The 22,926-nt window shown below is 63.0% G+C and carries 12 protein-coding genes and 1 pseudogene; all 13 read left to right on the forward strand.

Going from position 1 to position 22,926, the window contains the following annotated elements:
- The first annotated feature begins 689 nt into the window (after window positions 1–689).
- Window positions 690–1,121 (forward strand): MarR family winged helix-turn-helix transcriptional regulator, encoded by a 432-nt coding sequence (locus AC07W0_RS15845; protein ID WP_102618709.1) that lies wholly within the window; start codon window positions 690–692, stop codon window positions 1,119–1,121.
- Window positions 1,118–3,196: an FUSC family protein gene (locus AC07W0_RS15850; RefSeq protein ID WP_102618708.1), complete on the forward strand. Its 2,079-nt coding sequence runs from the start codon at window positions 1,118–1,120 to the stop codon at window positions 3,194–3,196. The genes AC07W0_RS15845 and AC07W0_RS15850 overlap by 4 nt, the downstream gene beginning before the upstream one ends.
- Entirely contained in the window at window positions 3,193–3,402 is a 210-nt protein-coding gene (locus AC07W0_RS15855) for a DUF1656 domain-containing protein (RefSeq protein WP_017845525.1), read from the forward strand. The genes AC07W0_RS15850 and AC07W0_RS15855 overlap by 4 nt, the downstream gene beginning before the upstream one ends.
- Window positions 3,399–4,289, forward strand: coding sequence for an efflux RND transporter periplasmic adaptor subunit (locus AC07W0_RS15860; RefSeq protein WP_017845524.1), 891 nt, complete (start codon window positions 3,399–3,401; stop codon window positions 4,287–4,289). The genes AC07W0_RS15855 and AC07W0_RS15860 overlap by 4 nt, the downstream gene beginning before the upstream one ends.
- On the forward strand, window positions 4,286–5,728 hold the full coding sequence (locus AC07W0_RS15865) for an efflux transporter outer membrane subunit (protein ID WP_102618707.1): 1,443 nt from the start codon (window positions 4,286–4,288) through the stop codon (window positions 5,726–5,728). Before AC07W0_RS15860 ends, AC07W0_RS15865 begins: the two co-directional genes overlap by 4 nt.
- 96 nt (window positions 5,729–5,824) lie before the next feature.
- Window positions 5,825–6,457, forward strand: coding sequence for a hypothetical protein (locus AC07W0_RS15870; protein ID WP_026139839.1), 633 nt, complete (start codon window positions 5,825–5,827; stop codon window positions 6,455–6,457).
- 149 nt (window positions 6,458–6,606) lie between these two features.
- Window positions 6,607–8,103 (forward strand): YdgA family protein, encoded by a 1,497-nt coding sequence (locus AC07W0_RS15875; protein ID WP_102618706.1) that lies wholly within the window; start codon window positions 6,607–6,609, stop codon window positions 8,101–8,103.
- Window positions 8,104–8,399: 296 nt separating this feature from the next.
- Complete coding sequence (pgaA, locus tag AC07W0_RS15880) at window positions 8,400–10,880, forward strand: poly-beta-1,6 N-acetyl-D-glucosamine export porin PgaA (protein ID WP_102618705.1); 2,481 nt, start codon at window positions 8,400–8,402, stop codon at window positions 10,878–10,880.
- A gap of 12 nt (window positions 10,881–10,892) precedes the next feature.
- Complete coding sequence (gene pgaB, locus AC07W0_RS15885) at window positions 10,893–12,890, forward strand: poly-beta-1,6-N-acetyl-D-glucosamine N-deacetylase PgaB (RefSeq protein ID WP_046489622.1); 1,998 nt, start codon at window positions 10,893–10,895, stop codon at window positions 12,888–12,890.
- A gap of 2 nt (window positions 12,891–12,892) precedes the next feature.
- Window positions 12,893–14,239: a poly-beta-1,6-N-acetyl-D-glucosamine synthase gene (gene pgaC / locus AC07W0_RS15890; RefSeq protein ID WP_046385106.1), complete on the forward strand. Its 1,347-nt coding sequence runs from the start codon at window positions 12,893–12,895 to the stop codon at window positions 14,237–14,239.
- Entirely contained in the window at window positions 14,236–14,718 is a 483-nt protein-coding gene (gene pgaD, locus AC07W0_RS15895; RefSeq protein ID WP_102618704.1) for a poly-beta-1,6-N-acetyl-D-glucosamine biosynthesis protein PgaD, read from the forward strand. Before pgaC ends, pgaD begins: the two co-directional genes overlap by 4 nt.
- Before the next feature lie 432 nt (window positions 14,719–15,150).
- Window positions 15,151–16,872 carry a ShlB/FhaC/HecB family hemolysin secretion/activation protein gene (locus AC07W0_RS15900; RefSeq protein WP_102618703.1) on the forward strand — a complete coding sequence of 574 codons (1,722 nt, stop codon included), beginning with the start codon at window positions 15,151–15,153 and terminating at the stop codon, window positions 16,870–16,872.
- Window positions 16,873–16,903: 31 nt separating this feature from the next.
- Window positions 16,904–22,921: pseudogene (locus tag AC07W0_RS15905) on the forward strand (two-partner secretion domain-containing protein); the annotation flags it as partial.
- Window positions 22,922–22,926: the final 5 nt, after the last annotated feature.

The following is a 22,926-nucleotide window of genomic DNA, read 5'->3' on the forward strand; positions in this document are numbered from 1 at the left end:
TGCCCCCGATAGCGGCAGATCAGTCAATCGTGTATTGCCTTCACTCCGCTATCGGGGGCAAGCCCCCTCCCACATGGGTCATGCGGCGTTGCGGCTATCGTTGAAGATCCAACCCTCACACTGAAAGTCGCTTTACTTACCCACGCCACGCCCGAATGGCAGGCCGCACAGCAATCCTGAAGCCGACGCCGATCCAAATGTGGGAGGGGGCTTACCCCGATAGCGGCAGATCAGTCAACCATGTATTGCCTGAACCTCCGCTATCGGGGGCAAGCCCCCTCCCACAGGGTTCATGCGGCGTTGCGGCTATCGTTGAAGATCCAACCCTCACACTGAAAGTTGCTTTACTTACCCACGCGCCGCCCGAATGGCAGGCCGCACAGCAATCCTGAAGCCGACACCGATCCAAATGTGGGAGGGGGCTTGCCCCCGATAGCGGCAGATCAGTCAATCGTGTATTGCCTTCACTCCGCTATCGGGGGCAAGCCCCCTCCCACATGGATCATGCGGCGTTGCGGCTATCGTTGAAGATCCAACCTTCGTGCTGAAAGCCGCTTTACTTACCCACGCCACGCATCCGCTAAATTTGTTTCAAAACTTGACGCATCTAGCGCCATCCACCATATTGATAGTTAGCAAACTAACTGTATGTGAACGATCCAGTGCCCAAGACCCTCGAACAACTCCAGATGAACCTCAGCAGCAGCATGGTGGTGGGCGCCCGTAATTGGCGCAAAATCTGCCAGAACACGCTGCTGAGCTACGGTATTTCCGAAGCCTGCGCCGTGCCGTTGCTGATGATCGGCCGCCTGGGCGACGGGGTGCATCAAGTCAAAGTGGCCCAGGCTTCGGGGATGGAAAGCCCGTCGCTGGTGCGCCTGCTCGACCAACTGTGCAGCGGCGGCTATGTGTGCCGCAGCGAAGACACCCACGACCGCCGCGCCAAGGCCTTGAGCCTCACCGCGCGGGGCCGTGAGCTGGTACAGGCGGTGGAGGCGCAACTGGTGCGCCTGCGCCGCGACGTGCTGGCCGATATTGCGCCTGCGGACATGGAGGTTGCGCTGCGCGTGTTGCGCGCCTTTGAAGTCGCGCATCAATACCCTGTGGTTGCAGCATCTTGAGAGGATTTTTTACCGGCATGCCGCCGGCCAGGGACTGGTTCTACGGGGTACGCACGTTCGCGGCGTCGATGATCGCGTTGTACATCGCCATGCTCATGCAAATGCCGCGTCCGTACTGGGCGATGGCCACGGTGTACATCGTCTCCAGCCCGTTTGTCGGGCCGACCAGTTCCAAGGCGCTGTACCGTGCGATCGGCACCTTCATGGGCGCGGCGGCGGCGGTGGTGTTCGTGCCGATGTTTGTGCAATCGCCCTACCTGCTGGTGGTGGTGATTGCATTGTGGACGGGCACCCTGCTGTTTCTCTCCATGCACTTGCGCACCGCGAACAACTACGCCTTGATGCTGGCCGGCTACACCTTGCCGCTGATCGCCTTGCCGGTGGTGGATAACCCGCTGACGGTGTGGGACGTGGCTGAAGCGCGCACCGAGGAAATCTTTCTTGGCATCGCGGTGGCGGCGGTGGTCGGCGCAATGTTCTGGCCGCGGCGCCTGATGCCGGTGTTCGATGGCTCGGTGGCCAAGTGGTTCAGCGACGCCCAGGTCTACAGCCAGCGCTTTATGAGCCGCAACGTGGCGCGCGACGAAGTCAGCGCCTTGCGCGGCGGCATGGTCGCCACCTTCAACACGTTGGAATTGATGATCGGCCAGTTGCCCCACGAAGGCGCCCGGCCGCAGACGGTACGCAACACCAAGGAGCTGCGCGGGCGGATGATCCACCTGCTGCCGGTGGTGGATGCGCTCGACGATGCGCTATACGCCATCGAACACCGTGCGCCGGAGTTTCTCGAAACGCTCGCGCCGCTGTTGGAGGCCACGGATCAGTGGCTGCAAAGCACCACCGAGTCGGCCCCGTTGGAACGCTGGCGCACCCTGCGTGACCAACTCGACGCGCTGCAACCGGCAGGCGAAGCGCTGGACGACCGCCACACGCTGCTGTTCTCCAACGCGCTGTATCGCCTGGGTGAGTGGATCGACCTGTGGCAAGACTGCCGCAGCCTGCAGGCCGCGATCCAATGCGAGAGCCAGGACACCTGGCGCGCCGTTTACCGCCACTGGCGCCTGGGCCGCCTGACGCCTTTTCTCGACCGTGGCCTGATGTTCTACTCGGCGTTTTCCACCGTCACCGCGATCATCGTCGCCTCGGTGCTGTGGATTCTGCTGGGCTGGACCGACGGCGGCAGCGCCGTGATCCTGGCAGCCGTCGCCTGTAGCTTCTTTGCGTCGATGGACGACCCGGCGCCGCAGATCTACCGGTTCTTTTTCTGGACCGCCATGTCGGTGCTGTTCGCCAGCCTGTATCTGTTCCTGGTGCTGCCCAACCTGCACGATTTCCCCATGCTGGTGCTGGCGTTCGCGGTGCCGTTTATCTGCATCGGCACACTCACGGTCCAACCGCGTTTCTACCTGGGCATGCTGCTGACGTTGGTGAACACCTCGTCGTTCATCAGCATCCAGGGCGCCTATGACGCCGACTTCCTCAACTTCGCCAACGTCAACCTGGCCGGGCCCGTGGGCCTGCTGTTTGCCTTTGTGTGGACGCTGATCGCGCGGCCCTTCGGTGCCGAGTTGGCCGCCAAGCGCCTGACCCGGTTCACCTGGCACGACATCGTCGGCCTGACCGAACCGGCGAACCTGGCCGAACAACGGTACCTGGCCGCGCAAATGCTCGATCGCTTGATGCAGCACCTGCCGCGCCTGGCCATCATCGGCCATGACACCGGCGTCGCCCTGCGCGATTTGCGCGTGGCGCTGAACCTGCTCGACCTGCTGGCCTACTCGCCACGGATCTACGGCGTACCGCGGGTGTTGCTCGGCCAAGTGGTGGAAGGCGTCGGCGCTTACTACAAGGCCTGCCTCAAGGCGGGCCGACGCTTGCCCTCGCCGAGCGGCCTGCTGATGACCCTCGACCGCACGCGCCGCGCCCTCAACGGCCAAGGCCTGCAAGACGAAGACGACACCCGCCTGCATCTGTTGCATGCCCTGGTGGGTCTGCGCCTGGCGCTGTTGCCCGGCGTGGAATTGATTGGCGGCACCGAGACCGAGGCGCCGCTGCCTGATGGAGCGCCTTTATGATCGGTGATCTGGATGTCAGCGGGGTGTTCCTGCCCACGCTGCTGGTGCTGATGGGCATTGCGTACCTGTTGTTTCTGCTGGTGCATGGGTTGTTGACCCGTCTGCACTTTTATCGCCTGGTCTGGCACCGGGCATTGTTCAACGTGGGGCTCTACGCGCTGTTGCTGGGCGCGGTGGACTCACTCAGTCGATACCTGATGACATGAAAAAACCTTTTTTGACCATCGGCCGTGTCGTCCTGACGTTGTTGATCGTGAGCTTCGCGGTCGTCGTCGTATGGCGCATGGTCATGTACTACATGTTTGCGCCCTGGACCCGTGACGGCCACATCCGTGCCGACATCGTGCAGATCGCCCCGGACGTGTCCGGGCTGATCCAGCGCGTCGACGTGCGCGACAACCAACTGGTGAGCAAAGGCCAGGTGCTGTTCGCCGTCGACCAGGACCGCTTCAAGCTGGCCCTGCGCCAGGCCCAGGCCGCCGTGGCCGACCGCCAGGAAACCCTGGCCCAGGCCCAGCGCGAGTACAAGCGTAACCGTGGCCTGGGCAACCTGGTGCCGAGCGAGCAACTGGAAGAAAGCCAGTCCCGCGTCGCCCGTGCCCAGTCGGCCCTGGCCGAAGCGCAAGTGACGGTGGACTCGGCGCAACTCAACCTCGACCGTTCGGTGATCCGCAGCCCGGTGGACGGCTACGTCAACGACCGTGCGCCGCGCACGCAGGAGTTCGTCACCGCCGGGCGCCCGGTGCTGTCGGTGGTGGACAGCAACTCCTTCCATATCGACGGCTACTTCGAAGAGACCAAGCTCGACGGCATCCACGTCGGCATGGGCGTCGATATCCGTGTGATTGGCGACGGCGCCCGCCTGCACGGCCATGTGCAGAGCATCGTCGCCGGTATCGAGGACCGTGACCGCAGCAGCGGCGCCAACCTGCTGCCCAACGTCAACCCGGCGTTCAGCTGGGTGCGCCTGGCCCAGCGGATTCCGGTGCGTATCGCGTTTGACGAGGTGCCGGCGGACTTTCGCATGATCGCCGGGCGCACCGCGACGGTGTCGATCATCGGCGACAAGCCCAAGGACGGAGCCCAGCCATGAAGCAGATTTTGGCAACCGCGGCGCTGGGTTTGCTGTTGTCAGCCTGCCAGGTGGTCGGCCCGGATTATCGACTGCCGGACAAGGCCGCCATGAACCGTGGCGACCTGCAAGGGCAACTGGCGGGCGAGGGCGCCAACGTGGTCTCGGCGCCGGTGCCGGCGGACTGGTGGAAGCTGTACAACGACCCGCGCCTGGATGAACTGGTGCGCCAGGCCATGGCTTCCAACACCGACCTGCGCGTCGCCGCCGCCAACTTGCAGCGGGCGCGCTATCAGGTGCAGGAGGCTGAATCCGTCGGCGGCTGGAGTGCCGGCGCCAAGGCCGAAGCCCAGCGCCTGCAAGAGTCCGGCGAAGCGTTTTTACTCTCGGAAAAAGTCCCGGTGGGCAACATCGGCAGCGTGGGGATCACCACCTCGTATCAATTCGATCTGTTCGGCACCTTGCAGCGCGGCATCGAAAGTGCCCAGGCCAGCGCCGACGCAACCCAGGCTGCGGCCGATATTGCGCGGATCACCCTGGTCGCCGATGTGGTGCGTTCGTACACGCAAGTCTGCGCGGCCAACGAAGAGCTGGCGATCGCCAACGAATCCCTCGACCTGCAAGCCCAGAGCACGACGTTGACCCAGCGCCTGCGCGACGCCGGGCGCGGCGATGAAACCCAGGTCACCCGCTCGCAGACCCAGTACAAATCCTTGCGCGCCGACATGCCGCGCTACGAAGCTGCGCGCCAGGCCGGGCTGTTCCGCCTGTCGATGCTGCTGGCCAAGCCGGTGGCGCAACTGCCGGCGGGCACCGGTACGTGCGCCGAACTCCCGCACATCGCCCAACTGCTGCCGGTGGGCGATGGCGCGACGCTGCTCAAGCGTCGCCCCGATGTGCGCCAGGCGGAACGCCAACTGGCCGCGGCCACGGCGCGCATCGGCGTGGCCACGGGCGCGCTGTACCCGGACATCAGTATCGGCGCCTCGGTCAGCACGGTCGGGTTGCTCGAAAATCTCGGCACACCGGCCACCAACCGCTGGGGCTTTGGCCCGATGATCAGTTGGACCGTGCCGACCAACGGCGCCCGCGCGCGCATCCACGAAGCCGAAGCGGCGACCCAGGGCGCCCTCGCGCACTTCGACGGGGTGGTGCTCAACGCCATCCGCGAAACCCAGACCGGCCTGGCGCAGTACACCGCGCAGTTACAGCGCCGCGATGCGCTGGCCGAAGCCGACGCATCGGCCAAGGAAGCCGCAGACCAGACCCACCGCTTCTTCCAGGCCGGCCGCGCATCGTTCCTCGCCGACCTGCAAGCCACGCGCACCTACACCGATGTGCGCGCGCAACTGGCGGCGGCCAACACCCAGGTTGCCATGAGCCAGATCGATCTGTTCCTGGCCCTGGGCGGCGGCTGGGAAAGCGGACGAACGCAAGCCTCACAGCCCGGCAAACCCTGAGCAGCTAGCTATGCTTTGACAAGCGGGCCGCCATGCTTTTTGACCGGCAGAGGGCCCGCCTGACACAGCTCGCGTTTGCTCATGGGGATTCCAATAATGAAAAACCCTTATGCTCCCGCTTTCTGGTGCGTGTGCTTCGCACTGGTGTTGTTATCGGCGGCCTACTTCTACGGCGTCATGCTCGCTCACCGAATCGACACGGCCATGGTGTTTCTCGACAGCGCCTGCCTGGTGATCGGCACCTTGTCCATCGGCGTCGTCGCCTGGGCGTCCTACCAAAACCAAAAGGTGAAGAAAAAACTCCTCGAACAAGGCAAGACCCGCGTCGCGATCTGGGACACCAAGGTCGCCCTGCGGCGGGTCGAAACCGTGTTCGACCGCTATTTCTGGGGCAGCTATTGGCAGCCCGGGCGCACCTTCCAGGAAGTCATGGGCGACCTGACCGGCACGCCCTTGGAAAAAAGCCTCGAGACCCTGAAAAAACAATGCGTGCTGCTGGATCGGCAGGTCGCCGACGGTAGGCATTGGCTGAATAATGCGCGGGAATTGTCCGATGTGGCCACGCAGATGGCCCGCGAACGCTACCAACTGGACTTCTGCGACCCCAAGGTCGATACCCCCGGTAATGCCGTGATACACCGTGAATTCGAGGTGTTGGTGTACACCTGGACCGCCCGGTTGAAGAGTTTCGACCATCAGTTGGACGAGATCGAAACGGAATATTCCTGAACTTGCGTGGAACTGATCCCTCTGAAAGTCTGGGCCGTTCGCGGCCGCCAGTGCTAATCTTCCCCCCGTTTTTCGGCGGGCTTGAGCCAACCTCACTCGGGGTTCAAGGAAGACAGCCCACTTCTCACAGGATTTGATCAGGTCACCTCATGAATAAGCCAGCAGTCGTTCTTTTGGGTTTTGTTGTCGCCGTTGGCGTCGTCAGTGCAGGCGGCGCCTGGTACACCGGTAAGCAACTGGAACCGGTGCTGCAAACCGCGATCCAGAACGCCAACAAGGAACTGAAGACCTCCATGGCCGGCGTCGACGGCACGATGGCCCTTGAGCTGGTGTCCCTGGAGCGTGGCGTGTTCAGCAGCACCGCCCATTACCGCCTGAAAGCACAAGGTGCGGTCTTCGGCGAAGACAACCCGAACCCTGAATTGCTGTTCGTCGACCATATCGAACACGGCCCGCTGCCGTTGTCGCGCCTGGTCACGCTGAAATGGCTGCCGGTCATGGCCACCAGTCACTATGAGTTGGAAAAGAACGCCACCACCGAGAAGTGGTTTGCCGCCGCCCAAGACGTGTCGCCGCTCAAGGGCGTGGCCAACATCGGCTACAGCCTCTCGGTCAACGGCAACGTCGAATTGCTGCCCCTGGCGTTCAAGGACGACAAGTCGTCGGTGAGCTTCTCCGGTGCCAACCTGAACTTCGACAGCAGCGCCGAAGGCAAGAAGGTCAAGGCCGACGGTTACATGAACAGCCTCAAGGTCGCGGTCGTCGACGCCAATGGCTCGCCGTTCGAAGCCGAACTGGCCGGGCTGACAGTGGCCAGCAACCTGGAAAAATCCACGTTCGGTTTCTACACCGGGCAGAACACCGTGGAACTGACCGACACCAAGCTCACCATGGGCCCGCAGAGGGCCGTGCTGACCCTCAAGGGCTTCGAGCAGAAAGACACCAGCGACACCAAGGACAACAACCTGGCCGGGCGCGTCGATTACAAGATCGACGAGATCGGTTACCAGGGCAAACCCGTGGGTTCGGCCGCCATGGCCCTGAGTATGAAGAACGTCGACGTGCCGTCGATGCTGGTGCTGACCAAGCTCTATCAGGACAAGATGGCACCCGTGCAGGCCGCCGCTGCCGCCGGTGAACCGGTACCCGAGCTGCAACTGAGCGACGCCGAGCAGGCCCTGGCCGATACCAACGTCAACCAACTGCTGGCCGCCAAGCCGCAAGTGGCGGTGGAAAACCTGTCGCTGAAAACCACCGGTGGCGAAAGCAAATTCAGCCTGGTCGTGGACCTGGCCAAGCCAAGCAGCATGGAACTGCCGCCGCTGGAGCTGGGCAAGCAGATCATCGCGTTGCTCGATGCCAACCTGAGCCTGTCCAAGCCAATGATCGCCGACGTTGCCGCCCTGCAAGCGCAGCTCGGTGGTGTGACCGACCCTGAAGCCATCGAACAGCAATCCCAGATGGCCAGCGAGATGATCAGCGGCATGGCCGTCGGTACGCAACTGGCGACCCTGGTTGGCAGCGACGTGGTGTCCAAGCTGCACTACGCCAACAACGAAGTGACGTTCAACGGCCAGAAGATGACGGTTGAACAATTCCTCTCCTTCGTCATGTCCAAAGTCGGTGCGATGGGCGGCGCGCAGTAATAATTGCTGCACCGTTAAAAAAAATCTGCGGGGGCGGAGTTGCGGGTGATACGGGTCAAATAGTCGCCATGGCGATTGGCTGATACCCCGTTATCTCCGGCAAGTCCGCCCCCGTATTCATTTTTTAGTGTGTCGGGCAATTCTGAACAATTGTTCTGAATTGGACTTTTTCCTATTTTCTTGAGGGATAGTTTCCACAGGAAAGCTAGGCCGGGTCCCGAGACGCCGGCACCCTGCAGCAAATTGCTCAGGACCACCTATCGTTACAGCTTTCCGTGTGTAAGGAAGCTCGCGATATGTTGCCAAACCCACCACTCAGTGCATCAGGCCGGTTGCGACTGCTCATCGGGGTCGCCTTGTGCAGTCAGTTGCTGATGCCCACCTTCGCCGTGGCCGACCCGGCCTATGACGCCCTGATCATCCAGGCGCGCAACGGCAACTTCACCCCCGCGCTGACCCAACTGCGCCAGTTGCCTGCCGAACGGCAGACAGCGGGCCAGGTCAGCGACCATCTGGTGATCGCCGGGTGGGCCGGCCAGGACGCCGAAGTGCTGAAGGTGTATGAGGCCCAGGGCAAGAATCGCAACCTGAACACCCAGGCGCTCGCCACGGTGGCACGCACTTATCGCAACCAACAGCAGTGGGCCAAGGCCGAGGCGGTGTATCGCCAGGCATTGCTGCGTGAACCGAACAATACCGACCTGCAACTCGGCCTGGCGTTGACCCAGGCCGACGGCGGCCAAGCCAGCGAGGCGGTGCAGCGCACCCGCGCAATGGTCGCGGCCAAGCCCGACGACCCCAACCGGCGCATGGCCCTGGGCTACGCGCTGACTCGCGCCGGCTTGAATTACGACGCCCTGTTTGAGTTCGACCAAGCGTTTATCCGCGCCGGCGACAAGCCTGAAGTCGCCCGTGAATACATCGTCGCCCTGCAAAAGGCCCGCCTGCCGGAGCCGGCCTTGCGTCTGGCGACCCAGCGCCCGGGCCTGCTCGACCCCGTCACCCAGCGCCGCCTCGAAGGCGACCTGGCCGCCGAACGGGTACGCATGGCCGAGTTCGCCGCGCGCACCGAGAAAGAACGCTACGTGATCGCCGACCGCGCCCTGCAGGACTACGACAAACTGCTCACCCGCTGGACCCCCGATGCCAGCGCCCATGACGACGTGGTGCGCTGGCGCATCGACCGCCTGGGCGCACTCAAGGCCCGGGCGCGCACCGCCGAGGTGATTCGCGAGTACGAAACCCTCAGGGCCGAAGGCGTGCAATTGCCGACCTACGCAGTGCGCTGGGTGGCGGCGTCCTACCTCGACCAGCGCCAGCCGGAAAAGGCCGAGCCGCTGTATCGCCAGGCACTGAGCGCCACCGACGCCGAGCCCGATGACCGGGTCGAAGACAGCACGGCCTTGTTCTACGCCCTGCAGGAAAGCGACAAAGGTGTCGAAGCCCGCAAGGTCGCCACTACCCTCGCCGACAACCAGAAACCGCGGGTCGAACTCAAGGGTCTGCCCATCGGCAACCCCAACGATGCGTGGATGGATGCCCAGCAACTGTCGGCGCAGTCCGGCGTGTACGGGGGCGATCTGCCGGGCAGCGAAGCCGGCCTGGAAGCCCTGGTGGCACGGGCTCCGGGCAACGTCGGCCTGCGCCTGGCCCAGGCGGACATGTACCGCGCCCGCGACCTGCCACGGCGCGCCGAAGCGACCCTCAAGGAAACCGAAGCCCAGGTGCCGCGCGACATCAGTCTGGAAGTGTCCCAGGCGTACACCGCCATGGATCTGCAGGAGTGGCGCCAACTCGACGTGCTCGCCGATGACGTCATCGCCCGCAACCCCGACAGCCGCCAGGTGCAGCGTCTCCAGCGCCTGCGCAACGTCCACGACATGGCCGAAGTGCGCGTCGAGGCCTACACCGGCAAAAGCTATGGCGGCGGTAATAACGGCGACGTGGGCGCGGTCACCGGCAGCCGTGACTGGGGCATTGAAAGCGTGATCTACACGCCGCCCATCGATGAAGACTGGCGCCTGTTCGCCGGCGCCGGCTACGCCACCGCCGACTTTTCCGAAGGCACCGGCCAGCACCGTTGGCAGCGCGTGGGCGTGGAGCGGCGGACCCGCGACATGACCCTGGAAGCCGAGGTGTCCAACCATTCCTACGGCTTTGGCTCCAAACAAGGCGCGCGCGTGTCGATCGCCCGCGACATCAACGATAACTGGCAATACGGCGGCAGCCTCGATTATCTCTCGGCCACCACACCGTTGCGTGCGCTGAATGCCGACATCACGGCCAACGGCGGCAGCGGCTTCATCCGCTGGCGCGCCAATGAAAGCCGTGAGTGGAAGCTGTCCCTCAGCCCGTCGCACTTCAGCGACGGCAACGACCGCATCGAAACCTTGCTCACCGGCCGCGAGGGCATCTACAGCTCGCCGGGCGTGCAAGTGGACCTGGGCCTGGAAGTCAGCGCCAGCCACAACAGCAAGGCCGACACGGTGTACTTCAACCCGAAGTCGGACTTCAGCGTGTTGCCCACCGTCACCGTCAACCACGTGCTCTATCACCACTACGAGACCCAGTGGAGTCAGCAGTTCCAAGTCGGAGCGGGTACGTATAGCCAGAAGGATTATTCCACCGGCGGTGTCGGCTTGATCGGTTACGGCCAACGCTTTCGCTGGAACGACGTTCTCGAAGCCGGCGCCAACCTGAGCCTGATCAGCCGACCCTATGACGGTGATCGCGAACGCGATCTGCGCCTGCTCGTCGACCTCACTTACCGTTTCTAGAAGAGCCTGACCATGACTGTCCTCAGCCGTTGCTTACTGGTCCTGGGTGTATTGCTGGCCAGTGCCTGCGCCCAGCAGCCCGCCCCTTTCACTCCACCCGCCGAGCGGCCGACCCCGGCCAACGAAGTGCCGTGGCCGAAAAACCATTTCCTGGGCATTGCCTATCACGACGTCGAGGATCGCGACCCCGACCAGGCGGTGGTGGCGGTGCGTACCGAACGTTTGATCGAGCAGTTGGCCTGGCTGCGGGAGAACGGTTACCAGGCGGTCAGTGTCGACCAGGTCCTCGCGGCCCGCCGTGGCGGTCCGGCGCTGCCGCCAAAAGCCGTGATGCTCAGCTTCGATGATGGCTATTCGAGCTTCTATACCCGCGTGATGCCGATACTGCGGGCCTATCACTGGCCGGCCCTGCTTGCGCCGGTTGGCACCTGGATCGACACGCCGATGAACCAACCGGTGGACTTTGCCGGCTCACCGCGCCCGCGGGGTGAGTTCCTGACCTGGGCGCAGATCCGCGAAGTGTCTCGCTCGGGTCTGGTGGAAATCGCCGCGCACACCGATGCCAGTCACAAAGGGATATTGGCCAACCCCCAGGGCAACCTGGAGCCGGCAGCGACCTCCCTGCGCTTCGATCCGGCCACCGGCCGCTATGAAACCCAGGCGCAGTTCGAGGCGCGGATGCGCGCGGATGTCGTGGCGATCTCCAACAAGATCCGCAGCGTCACCGGCAAGGCGCCTCGGGTGTGGGTATGGCCCTACGGCGCAGCCAAGGGCACCTCGCTGGCGATCGTCGGCGAGCAGGGCTATGAGATGGCCCTGACCCTGGAAGACGGCCTCGACAGCTCGTCCAACCTGATGAACAGCCCGCGCTTCCTGGTGGCGTCCGACCCGGACGGCGAACATTTCGCCAACAGCATCGTCGCGGTGCAAACCCAGGCACCGCTGCGGGTGCTGCATGTGGACCTGGACAACGTCTACGACCCGGACCCGGCCCAACAAGCGCGCAACCTCGACCAACTGGTGCAGCGCGTGGTGGACATGGGCGCGGGCACCGTGTTCCTGCAAGCCTTCGCCGACCCCAAGGGTGATGGCCTGGTGCATCAACTGTACTTCCCCAACCGCCACTTGCCGGTGCGTGCCGACCTGTTCAACCGTGTCGCCTGGCAGTTGCACACCCGTGCCCATGCCAGCGTGTATGCCTGGATGCCGGTGCTCAGTTTCGCCCTCGACCCCAAGCTGCCGCGCGTGACCCGCTGGGACCCGGAGACCGGCAAGGTCGGTCTCGACCCGGATCAATACCAGCGCCTGTCGCCGTTCGACCCGCAGGTGCGCAAGATCATTGGCGAGATCTATGAGGACCTGGCCCGCAACAATGCCATCGACGGCGTGCTGTACCACGACGATGCGCTGCTGTCCGACTTCGAAGACGCCAGCCCCGCCGCGCTCAAGGTCTATGCCGCCAACGGCCTGCCCGCCAGCATCGCGGCCCTGCGCGCCGACCCGGCGGTGATGCAGCGTTGGACGCGCTTCAAGAGTCGTTACCTGATCGACTTCACCCAGGAGCTGACCGCCAAGGTCCGCGCCATCGGTGGTCCGCAGGTGCAGACCGCGCGCAATATCTTCGCCGAGCCGATGCTCAACCCGCAGAGCGAAGCGTGGTTCGCGCAGAACCTCGACGACTTCCTCCAGACCTATGACTGGACCGCGCCGATGGCCATGCCGCTGATGGAAGGCGAGACGCTCAAGAATTCCAATGCCTGGCTGGAAAAACTGGTCGCCACGGTCAAGGCGCGCCCTGGCGCACTGGAACGCACCGTATTCGAACTGCAAGCCAAAGACTGGCGCACCAAGGCCGCGCCGGACCTGAGCGGTGCGCAATTGGCCGAATGGATGGGCGTACTCAAACGCCAGGGGGTCACGAGTTTTGGCTACTACCCCGACAACTTCCTGGAAAATTCCCCGGACTTGAAAACCGTGCGTCCGGCCCTTTCCAACCAATGGAACCCTTGACCATGTTCGATAGAATCCTGGCTTTATTCGTACTGGCGTTGGTATTGGGCGTGCCCCTGGGCTTGATCTTCCTGATCACCGGGCAATTCCTGATGGACTTCGTGTTCTTCTACCCGCTGTTCATGTCGGCGCTGTGGATCGCCGGCGGCCTGTACTTCTGGCTGCACTGGGAGCGCCACTGGCCGTGGGAGGAAGACACGCCGGCGCCGACCCTGGCCGGCAACCCGCTGATCTCGATCATCATCCCTTGCTACAACGAAGGCGATAACGCCGCCGAGACCATTCATGCGGCGCTGGGCCAGGTGTACCCGAACATTGAAGTGATCGCCGTCAACGATGGCTCCAAGGACAACACGGCAGCGGTGCTCGATGCCTTGGCCTTGGAGCATCCGCGCCTGCGGGTGCTGCACCTGGCGCAGAACCAGGGCAAGGCCGTGGCCTTGCGCATGGGCGCTGTGGCGGCGCGCAGCGAGTACCTGGTGTGCATCGACGGCGATGCGCTGCTCGACAAAAACGCGGCGGCCTACCTGGTGGCGCCGATGCTCGACAACCCGCGCCTGGGCGCCGTGACCGGCAACCCACGCATCCGCACGCGCTCGACCTTGATCGGCCGCGTGCAGGTCGGCGAGTTCTCCTCGATCATCGGCTTGATCAAGCGCACCCAGCGTGTGTTCGGGCGGATCTTCACGGTGTCCGGTGTGGTGGTGGCGTTCCGTAAAAAGGCGCTCGACCGCGTCGACTACTGGAGCACCGACATGATCACCGAAGACATCGATATCAGTTGGAAGCTGCAACTCGATCACTGGAGCATCTTCTACGAGCCGCGCGGCCTGTGCTGGATTCTCATGCCCGAAACCGTCGGTGGCCTGTGGAAACAGCGCCTGCGCTGGGCCCAGGGTGGCGCCGAAGTGCTGTTCAAGAACATCCGTGGCATCTGGCAATGGCGGCATCGTTACCTGTGGCCGCTGCTGTTCGAATACTGCCTGTCCACCGGCTGGGCCTTCACCTTCCTGTTGTCGGTGATCTTCTGGGCCGTGGGTAAGTTCATCGTGCTGCCCCCGGCGATCGCGGTGGACTCCCTGGTGCCTCCGGCCTTTACCGGGCTGGTGCTGGCGATGGTGTGCCTGGTGCAGTTTGCCGTGAGCATCCTGATCGACCGGCGCTACGAAAAAGACCTGTGGAAAACCCTGTTCTGGACCGTGTGGTACCCGATGGTGTTCTGGCTGGTCAGCTTGTTCACCACGCTGGTCAGTTTTCCCAAGGTGTTGTTCAAGCAGCATCAGAAGCGTGCGCGCTGGGTCAGCCCGGATCGCGGTATCAAACCTGTCAATAAGGACGCGAGATCATGAAACTGGTGAGAACTCGTCAAAACCCGGTGATGTGGGTTATCGATGTGGTGTTGACCCTGCTGGCCTGGGCCGGGCTGATTTGGTTGTTGGCGCGCGGCATTACGTCGATGCTGGACAGCCATGGCGGCCCGCGGCTGGAAGCACCGATTTTCGCGGCGCTCAACACCCTGCAGATCTACCTGTGGATCGCCCTGTTCAACGCTGTGATCCTGATCAGCTGGGCGCGTTACCAGCAACGCAAGGGACGCAAGTTCGCCCAGCGCCGCGCCGAGGTCAACAGGCTCAGCGACAAGCACCTCAGTGAAAGTTTTAAGCTGGAGGAGGGGGCCCTGGAGCAACTGCGCAGGCCGGGTGTGCTGGTCATCCACAACGATGAGCATGGCGGCGTCGAGGACGTGAAATCCCATGTCTCCCGCGACGTGGAACGCCCGCCGCTGACCCTGGTGCCCGGCCAGGAAAAAGGCAAGGACATCGGCTGAAGGCCAGACCACGCCGCTCTTTGTGGTCGCTGTGGAGCCCCGGCGAGGCTCTACAGCGCCTCCAGCGGTTCTGCGGCATCAGGCTTGCCGCTCGTCGCCAATCGGTTTGCCCTGCAATCTCGATAAATGAGCCCTGGTTCACAAAACTCCTGCGAACTTTTCCGTCTTTCCCGGTACTAACCTAACTCGGCAATAACTTGATGGCCAAGTAGTGGCAATTAATAAGTTATTCGCTGAATCAACATCAAAATAGTTGCCGTTTGTCGGAATAATACTTCCGGTGAGCGCTTGCTTATCTGTTTTGATTATTTTTATGGTTATAAATCAGTGCGTTGCAGAACTATCTAGAACTTGCGTGCAACTAATCCAGTCCCTTGGGTCAGCCGAAGTTCGATGTTAGTTTGCCGCGCCTTGATTTTCGACGGATCGAACATGTCTTTGTTATTGCCACGGACTCGGTATCTTCTGTGTACTTTGCTGCTCGCCTGGTTAAGCCTGAACAGCGCCACGGCCGCCCCCACGCCGGGCGATCAGGACCTGATCCGCGACCGCCAGAACCGCCTGCTCGACGAGCAGCGCCGGCGCCTCGACGAGCTCAAGGACCTGCCCGGCAAAGAAGCCAAGCCCCAGGCCCCGGCCACGCCCGCCGACAGCCGTTGCTTCCCGATCCGGGACATCACGCTCAAAGGCGCCGACAGCCTGCCCGCCACCGACCGCGAGCGCCTGCTCAAACCCTATGTCGGCCAGTGCCTGGGCGTGTCGCAGCTCAATGAACTGCTCAAGGTCATCACCGATTACTACATCGACAAAGGCCGGGTCACCAGTCGCGCCTACTTGCCGCAACAAGATCTTTCCAGCGGTCACCTCCAGGTGCTGGTGGTCGAAGGCAAACTCGAAGGACTCAAAGGCGCCCAAGGCAGCAGCGTGACTGATCGCGAGCTGGCCATGGCCTTTCCCGGCAAGGTCGGCGAGGCGCTCAACCTGCGCGAAGTCGAGCAACTGGTGGACCAGCTCAACCGCCTGCCCTCCAAGCAGGCGCAAATGGAACTGACCCCCGGCACCCAGGTAGGCGGCAGTGACGTCGTGGTCAAGAACACCCCGCAAAAGCCCTGGCGCGCCAGCCTGTCGCGCAACAACGATGGGCAGAAAAGCACCGGCGAACAGCAATGGGGCGCCGGCCTGGAGTGGGACAGCCCGCTCGGCCTGGCCGACCAACTGGTGCTGCGCGGCGGCCACGATGCTGTCAGCGACCACCAGAAAACCTCGAAAAACAGCATGCTCTACTACAACGTGCCGTGGGGCTGGTGGAACTTCAGTTACACCTACAACGAGAGCGACTACCGCACCTTTGGCGTGACCAACGACTACAAATTCAAGCAGAACGGCGACAACCAGAATCACCAGTTGCGCGCCGAGCGGGTGGTCCATCGTGACGATGTGAGCAAGACATCGCTGAACGTCGGCGTGGCGCACCTGCGCACCAACAACTACATCCTCGATACCCGTACCGCCTCGAGCAGCAACCGCCTCAGCGAATTGCAACTGGGCTTCAACCACGGGCGTCGCATCGGCAGCGGGTTCGTCAACGTTGACCTGGGCATGCAGAACGGCATCGGCTTGCTCGATGCCCAGGCCCAGGACGAGCGCGATGACGCAGGCAATCGGCAGCCCAACGCGCGCTATCGCAAATACACCGCCACCGCCAGCTTCCTGCAGCCGTTCACGCTGTGGGGCGAGTCGTTCAGTTTTTCCAGCCTGGCCACCGGCCAACGCAGTGAAGACATCCTGTTCAGCCCGCAGCGCATCAGCCTCGGCGGCTCGGCCTCGGTGCGCGGCTTCAAAGACCAGCAACTGAGCGGCGACAGCGGCGGCTACTGGCGCAACGACGTGCGCTGGGCGCGCCCGGTGACGCTCGATTGGCTGCGCCCGGCCTTTGCCGAATACGGCGCCAGCGTCGGCTACGACCAAGGTGTGATCAGCCACGGTCGCTACAACGGCGACGTACACGGTCGGGTCTCGAGCAACTCCCTGGAGCTGTTCGCCCGGGGCAAACACGTCAGCACCAGCGTGACGTTTGCCCATTCTTTGGAACGCCCGGCAGTGATGAGCGAGCGCGAAGCGCCGATCTACTTCCGCATGGATTTCTTCCTGTAATTCAACGCCCCGTTACATCGAGAATTTGAAAATGGATGTTCGCCAATTTGCCTTCCTGGCCCGCCAACCTTCTGCCGCCCTGAAGCCGCGCGACGCGTTCTTCGGCCTGCCCAAGCGCGGGCTGGCATTGATCCTCGCCAACGCGCTGTTCTGGCAGCCGCTGCTGGCCCAGGCCGAGGGCATCGTGGTCAGCGCGCCCGGCACCACCGTCGGCGCCGCGGGCAATGGCGTGCCGGTGGTGAACATCGCCACACCGAACGGCAGTGGCCTGTCGCACAACCAGTTCAAGGACTACAACGTCGGCCCCAACGGCGTGATCCTCAACAACGCCAGCGGCACGGTGACCAACACCCAACTGGGCGGCTACATCGTCGGCAACCCCAACCTCAAGGGCGGCGCGGCCAGCGTCATCCTCAACGAAGTCAACGGCGGCAACCCCAGCCAGTTGCGCGGCTACACCGAAGTAGCGGGTCAGTCGGCCAAGGTCATCGTCGCCAACCCCTACGGCATCAGTTGCAACGGCTGCGGCTTCATCAACACCCCCAACGCCACCCTGACCACCGGCAAACCCGTCATCGACACCGTCGGCCGCCTGGACCACTACCAAGTCGACGGCGGCGCCGTGACCATTGACGGCCAGGGCCTGAACGCGAGCAACGTCGACCGCTTCGAAATCATCACCCGCTCGGCCAAGATCAATGCGCAGATCAATGCGCGCCAGCTCACCGTGATTGCCGGGCGCAATGACGTGGATGCACAAACGTTGAACGCCACCGCACGCGCCGATGACGGCAGTGCCAAACCTGAGCTGGCAATCGACTCCAGCGCCTTGGGCGGCATGTACGCCGGCGCGATCAAACTGGTCGGCACCGAAGCCGGCGTGGGTGTGAAGCTCGACGGTACGTTGGCGGCCAGTGGTGGGGATATTCAGCTTGATGCCAATGGCCATTTGAGCATGGCGCAGGCAGCGGCCACCGGTAACGTCACGGTCAACGCGCAGAATATCGACCTCACCGATAAGGTCTACGCCACCGGCAACGTGCAAGTGACCAGCGCCCAGGCCCTGGTCAACCAGAAGAGTGTGGCCGCCGGCCAACGCATCGACATCAATGCGGCCACGGTCAACAATCCCGGCATCATCGAAGCCGGCGTCGCCGCCGACAACACCCGCAATACCACCGGCGACCTGGTGATTAACGCGCAAACCGTCACCACCACCGGCAACCTTCTGGCCAGCCGCAACCTGGCGATTACCGCCGCGCAGGCGTTGACCAACCAGGGTGCGATCATCCAGGCCAAAACCGTCGACGTCAGCAGCGCCAAACTGACCAACCAGGGCGCTACCGCACGCCTGTTTGGCGAACAAAGCCTGGCGCTCAACTCGCCGGCCATCGTCAACCTCGGCGGCCTGATTCGTTTTGGTGACGGCCAGGCCGCAAGTCTCAACAGCGCCTCGCTGGATAACCGCCAGGGCCGCATCGAAATGGCCGGCGGCAGCTTGGTGCTCACCAGTGCCGACCTCAACAACAACGGCGGACAAATCATCGCCAACAATCTGACCGTGAATGCGGGCAGCCTCAACAACCAGAACGGCGTAGTGGTCGCCGGCGCCACCACCGTGAACGCCACTGACCTGGATAACAGCCTCAAGGGCCTGATCCAGGCCGACGCCGGCGCGCTCACCCTCAACGTCACCAATGCCTTCAACAACAGCCAGGGGTTTGCCCAGGCCAGCACGGATCTGAACCTCAACGCCGGCAGCCTCAGCAGTAACGCCAATGGCGTGCTGAGCGCCGACACCGGCAAGCTTACCCTCGTGACTGCGCAACAGCTCAATAACGCACAGGGCCGTTTGCAGGCAGGCAAGGGCGATATTGAACTGCATGCCGCGAGCCTGGATAACCAGAGCGGCGTGATCGTCGGCAAGCAACTGTTGCTCGCCGCCGGTGACATCGACAACCGCGCCGGCACCGTGCTGGGCAACGCCGTCGATGTGACCGCCGGGACCCTCAACAACAGCAGTAAAGGCTCGTTGATCAGCGATGCCGGTGACGTGACGCTCAACATCAGCGACCTGCTGACCAACACCGGTGGCGCGATTGACGCTGGCGAACGCAGCGTGCTGGTCAAACAGCTCACCACCCTCAACAACAGCGGCGGCCTGCTGCGTGGCAAGCGCCTGGACATCACCGCGCAGCATCTGAACAACGATAACGGCCAACTGCTGGCCGGCAACCTCGGCCTGAACTACAGCGGCCAAGAGCTGAGCAACCGCAAAGGCCTGATCCTCAGCGGCGGCGCCCTCACCGAATTGACCACCGGCAGCCTGGACAACCAGGGCGGCACCGTGCAGGGCGATACCCTGACCGTCACCGCCGACTCGGTCGACAACGGCAGCGACGGCCTGATGGCGAGCCTGATCGGCAATCTGCAACTGACCGTTGAAGCCCTGGCCAACCGCGGCGGCAAGCTGTTCGGCAAAGAGCAGGTGACCATCAGCGGCGCCACCCTCGACAACAGCGCGGGCGGCCAGCTCAGCGGCAATCAGCTCAACCTCACGTCACGCGACACCCTGACCAACCGGGGCGGCCTGATTGAGGCCAACCAGGGCCTGACCGTCGGTGGCGGCAACCTCGACAACAGCGCGGGTGGTCAACTGCGCGCCTTGAAAGGGATCACCAGCAGCATCAACGTCAGCGGCGCAGTCAATAACCAGAATGGCATTCTGGAGTTTGGCAGCCAGGGCTTCAGCCTCGACGCCGCCAGCCTGAACAACCAGTTCGGCCAATTGCAGCACGCCGGCAGCGGCCTGATGCGCGTCCACACCGCCAGCCTCACCGGCAGCCAGGGCAACATCAACGGCATGGGCACAGCCGACTGGGCATTCGGCAAGGTCGATGGTCTGGGCCGTGTGCAACTCAACGAAGTCATCACCTATAAAAGCAGCCAGGCGCTGGCGCTGAAAGCCGGTGACCGCATGGCCAGCGGCAAGGGCCTGGTCATCGACGTGGCCAGCCTGGATAACGGCGGCGAACTGCTGAGCGACGGTGACCTGAGCATCACCACCGGCGACATGACCAACAGCGGCCGCGTATCGGCCCTGCAAACGCTCACCGTTACAGCCAATAACCTGAGCCAGAACGGCGGCCGTCTGGCCGGCACCGACACCCGTCTGAGCCTGACCGGCACCCTCGACAGCCTCGGTTTCCTCACCGCTCGTCAGCAGCTGGATATCGCGGCGGCGCAGATCAATAACCGTGGCACCTTGGGCGCCCAGGGCGCGGTGAACCTGACCGCCGTGAATGGCATCACCAACGCCGCCGATTCGCTGCTGTTCAGCGGCGGCGACATGACCTTGCGCAGCAATGGTTTCAGCAACCTCTATGGCGATGTCTACAGCAAAGGCAACTTGAGCTTCGCCGCACAGGATGGCGGGCGTGCCGTGCTGTTCAGCAACCGCTCCGGCACCGTGGAAAGCGAAGGCTCGATCGGTATCAATGCAGGCTTTATCGAAAACGCCAAAGATGCGTTCGAACTCGGGCAGACGCTTACCACAGGCAGCTTGAGTTGGATCTGTGGCCAGCACTGCGGCGAGAAAGACAACTGGGAAAAAGGCCTGATCACCATCTACGAGACGTACCTTGAGGCGGCGACCAAAGATTCGGTGGCGGCGCGCCTGGTGGCTGGCAAAAACATGCTGCTGCAAGGCGACAATGTGCAGAACCGCTACAGCCTGATGGCTGCCAATGGCGACCTGAGTATCACCGCCGGTGACTTGCTCAACCAGGGCGCCGCTACGCGCACGGGGCAGCGCAAGATTGTCGTCAGCACGCCAGGTCGCGTTTCCGACGATTTGTTTGAACGCATGCAATATGTCGATGTTCCCGCTTTCAATGCGGCCACGGCGGCTGGGCATTTCGATAAGGCGCGCTTCGAAGAGCTGAAAAACCGCTCACCCAATAGCTTGCCTTTCGCCCACTTAAGCGACGTCACCACCTGGACCCCCAACGCCGGCCATGAGTACGACGCCACGCTTCAGGCCGGTGGTACGGTCGACCTTTCCAAAGTCACCCGAAAAACGCAAAACGGCACGCTGCACGAAAACACCCTGGCGCAACTGACCGGCACCCTCGGCGATGACCAGACCGGCGTCCCGGTCGGTGGCATCAACATCAACCTGAGCCAACACGCCAACAACCCCGGCGCCCAGGCGCCTGGCAGCGTACTGCCGGTGGTTGCCCCTGCAGCGGGTGGCGGTTTCGTACCCGTTGACTACACCGGCGTGGCCTTCGCCCCGGTCGACCCCACCACCGCGCCCAACTTCCAGTTGCCCAAGGGCGAGTACGGCCTGTTCGTCAAAAACGCCGACCCCACCAGCCACTATCTGATCGAAACCAACCCGGAATTTGCCAGCCTCACCGGCTTCTTCAGCTCCGACTACATGCTCGGCAAACTCGGCTTCACCAGCGACAACGCCTGGCGCCGCCTCGGTGATGGCCAATACGAAAGCCGCCTGATCCGCGACGCGGTGCTCGCGCAAACCGGCCAACGCTTCCTCGCCGGCGGCCTGACCAGCGACGCCGACCAGTTCCGCTACCTGATGGACAACGCCCTGGCCAGCAAGGACGCCCTGCGCCTGAGCCTCGGCGTGACCCTCACCGGCCAGCAAGTCGGCGCCCTGACCCACGACATCGTGTGGATGGAAAACCGCGTGGTCGACGGCCAGACCGTCCTCGTGCCGGTGCTCTACCTGGCCCAGGCGGAGTCGCGCAACGTGCGCGGCAACAGCCTGATCCAGGGCCGTGACCTCAACCTGTTCACTGGCGGCGACCTGATCAACGTCGGCACCCTGCGCGCCAGCAACAACCTCTCCGCCGCCGCTGGCGGCAGTCTCTACAACGGCGGCCTGATCGAAGCCGGCAACAACCTGAGCCTGCTGGCCCAGGACAGCATCCGCAATGCCATGGCCGGCGAAATTCGCGGCAAGCAAGTGAGCATGGCGGCGGTCAGAGGCGACATCACCAACGACAACACCGCCATCCAGGTGCGTGACGGCGCGGGCATGCGCACCCTCACCGACAACGGCACTAGCACCATCACTGCCCGCGACAACCTGGTGATGGAGGCCGGTCGTGACCTCATCAATCGCGGTGCGCTTGCAGGCGGCAACGACGTCACCCTCACCGCTGGCCGCGACCTCAGCCTGCTGCCCGTCAGCGATACCCGCGTGAAGCACGAATTCAGCGACGGCGGGCACAAATCCAGCATCACCACCGACGTCAAAAACCTCGCCGCCAGCGTTACGGCGGGGGGCAATCTGAATATGAAGGCTGGGCAGGATGTAAACATCATCGGTAGCACGGCCACCGCTGGCAAAGACATCAATGTCGACGTCGGGCGCGATTTCAACGTGGTGTCGGTCAGCGATGTGCACAGTGTTGAAGGTAAGGAAAAACACGGCAAAAAACGCATCAAGACGACGGATGAGCAGACCACCCAAGTGGCCAGTGTGTTGACCGCGGGTGGGGATTTCAGAAGTCAGGCCGGGCGTGATACGACGCTGGTGGCGAGCAAGATCAGTGCGGGGAATGAAGCGTATTTGTACAGCGGGGAGCAGATGAATCTGCTGGCGGCTGAGAACAGTACGCATACCTTGTATGACATGAAGGAGAAGGGAAGCTGGGGCGCTAAAAAGGCGCAGATGGACGAAGTAACCCGCACGACTCAAGTAGGCACCGAGATCAAGGCGGGCGGAAACCTCACTCTGAAAAGTGGTGGCGACCAGTTGTACCAAGTCGCCAAGCTCAACAGCGGCAAGGACATCATTCTCGATAGCAGCGGTGCGATCGTCTTTGAAGGAGTCAAGGACCTGCACGATGAGAGCCACACCAAGAGTAAAAGCGACCTCTCCTGGTTCAGCGCCAAAGGTAAAGGCAATACCGATGAAACCCTGCGTCAGAGCGAGCTGGTTGCTCAAGGGCAGCTTGTTATCAAGGCCGCCGAAGGCATTCGCATCGATGTCAAACAGGTTGATCAGCAGACCGTAACTACGTC

Source organism: Pseudomonas sp. GW704-F2 (assembly GCF_059423025.1).

Coding starts and splice junctions, on each gene's coding strand:
- AC07W0_RS15845 (WP_102618709.1), top strand. CDS start 690: ATGAACCTCAGCAGCAGCATGGTGGTGGGCGCCCGTAATTGGCGCAAA.
- AC07W0_RS15855 (WP_017845525.1), top strand. CDS start 3,193: ATGATCGGTGATCTGGATGTCAGCGGGGTGTTCCTGCCCACGCTGCTG.
- AC07W0_RS15860 (WP_017845524.1), top strand. CDS start 3,399: ATGAAAAAACCTTTTTTGACCATCGGCCGTGTCGTCCTGACGTTGTTG.
- AC07W0_RS15865 (WP_102618707.1), top strand. CDS start 4,286: ATGAAGCAGATTTTGGCAACCGCGGCGCTGGGTTTGCTGTTGTCAGCC.
- AC07W0_RS15870 (WP_026139839.1), top strand. CDS start 5,825: ATGAAAAACCCTTATGCTCCCGCTTTCTGGTGCGTGTGCTTCGCACTG.
- AC07W0_RS15875 (WP_102618706.1), top strand. CDS start 6,607: ATGAATAAGCCAGCAGTCGTTCTTTTGGGTTTTGTTGTCGCCGTTGGC.
- pgaA (WP_102618705.1), top strand. CDS start 8,400: ATGTTGCCAAACCCACCACTCAGTGCATCAGGCCGGTTGCGACTGCTC.
- pgaB (WP_046489622.1), top strand. CDS start 10,893: ATGACTGTCCTCAGCCGTTGCTTACTGGTCCTGGGTGTATTGCTGGCC.
- pgaC (WP_046385106.1), top strand. CDS start 12,893: ATGTTCGATAGAATCCTGGCTTTATTCGTACTGGCGTTGGTATTGGGC.
- pgaD (WP_102618704.1), top strand. CDS start 14,236: ATGAAACTGGTGAGAACTCGTCAAAACCCGGTGATGTGGGTTATCGAT.
- AC07W0_RS15900 (WP_102618703.1), top strand. CDS start 15,151: ATGTCTTTGTTATTGCCACGGACTCGGTATCTTCTGTGTACTTTGCTG.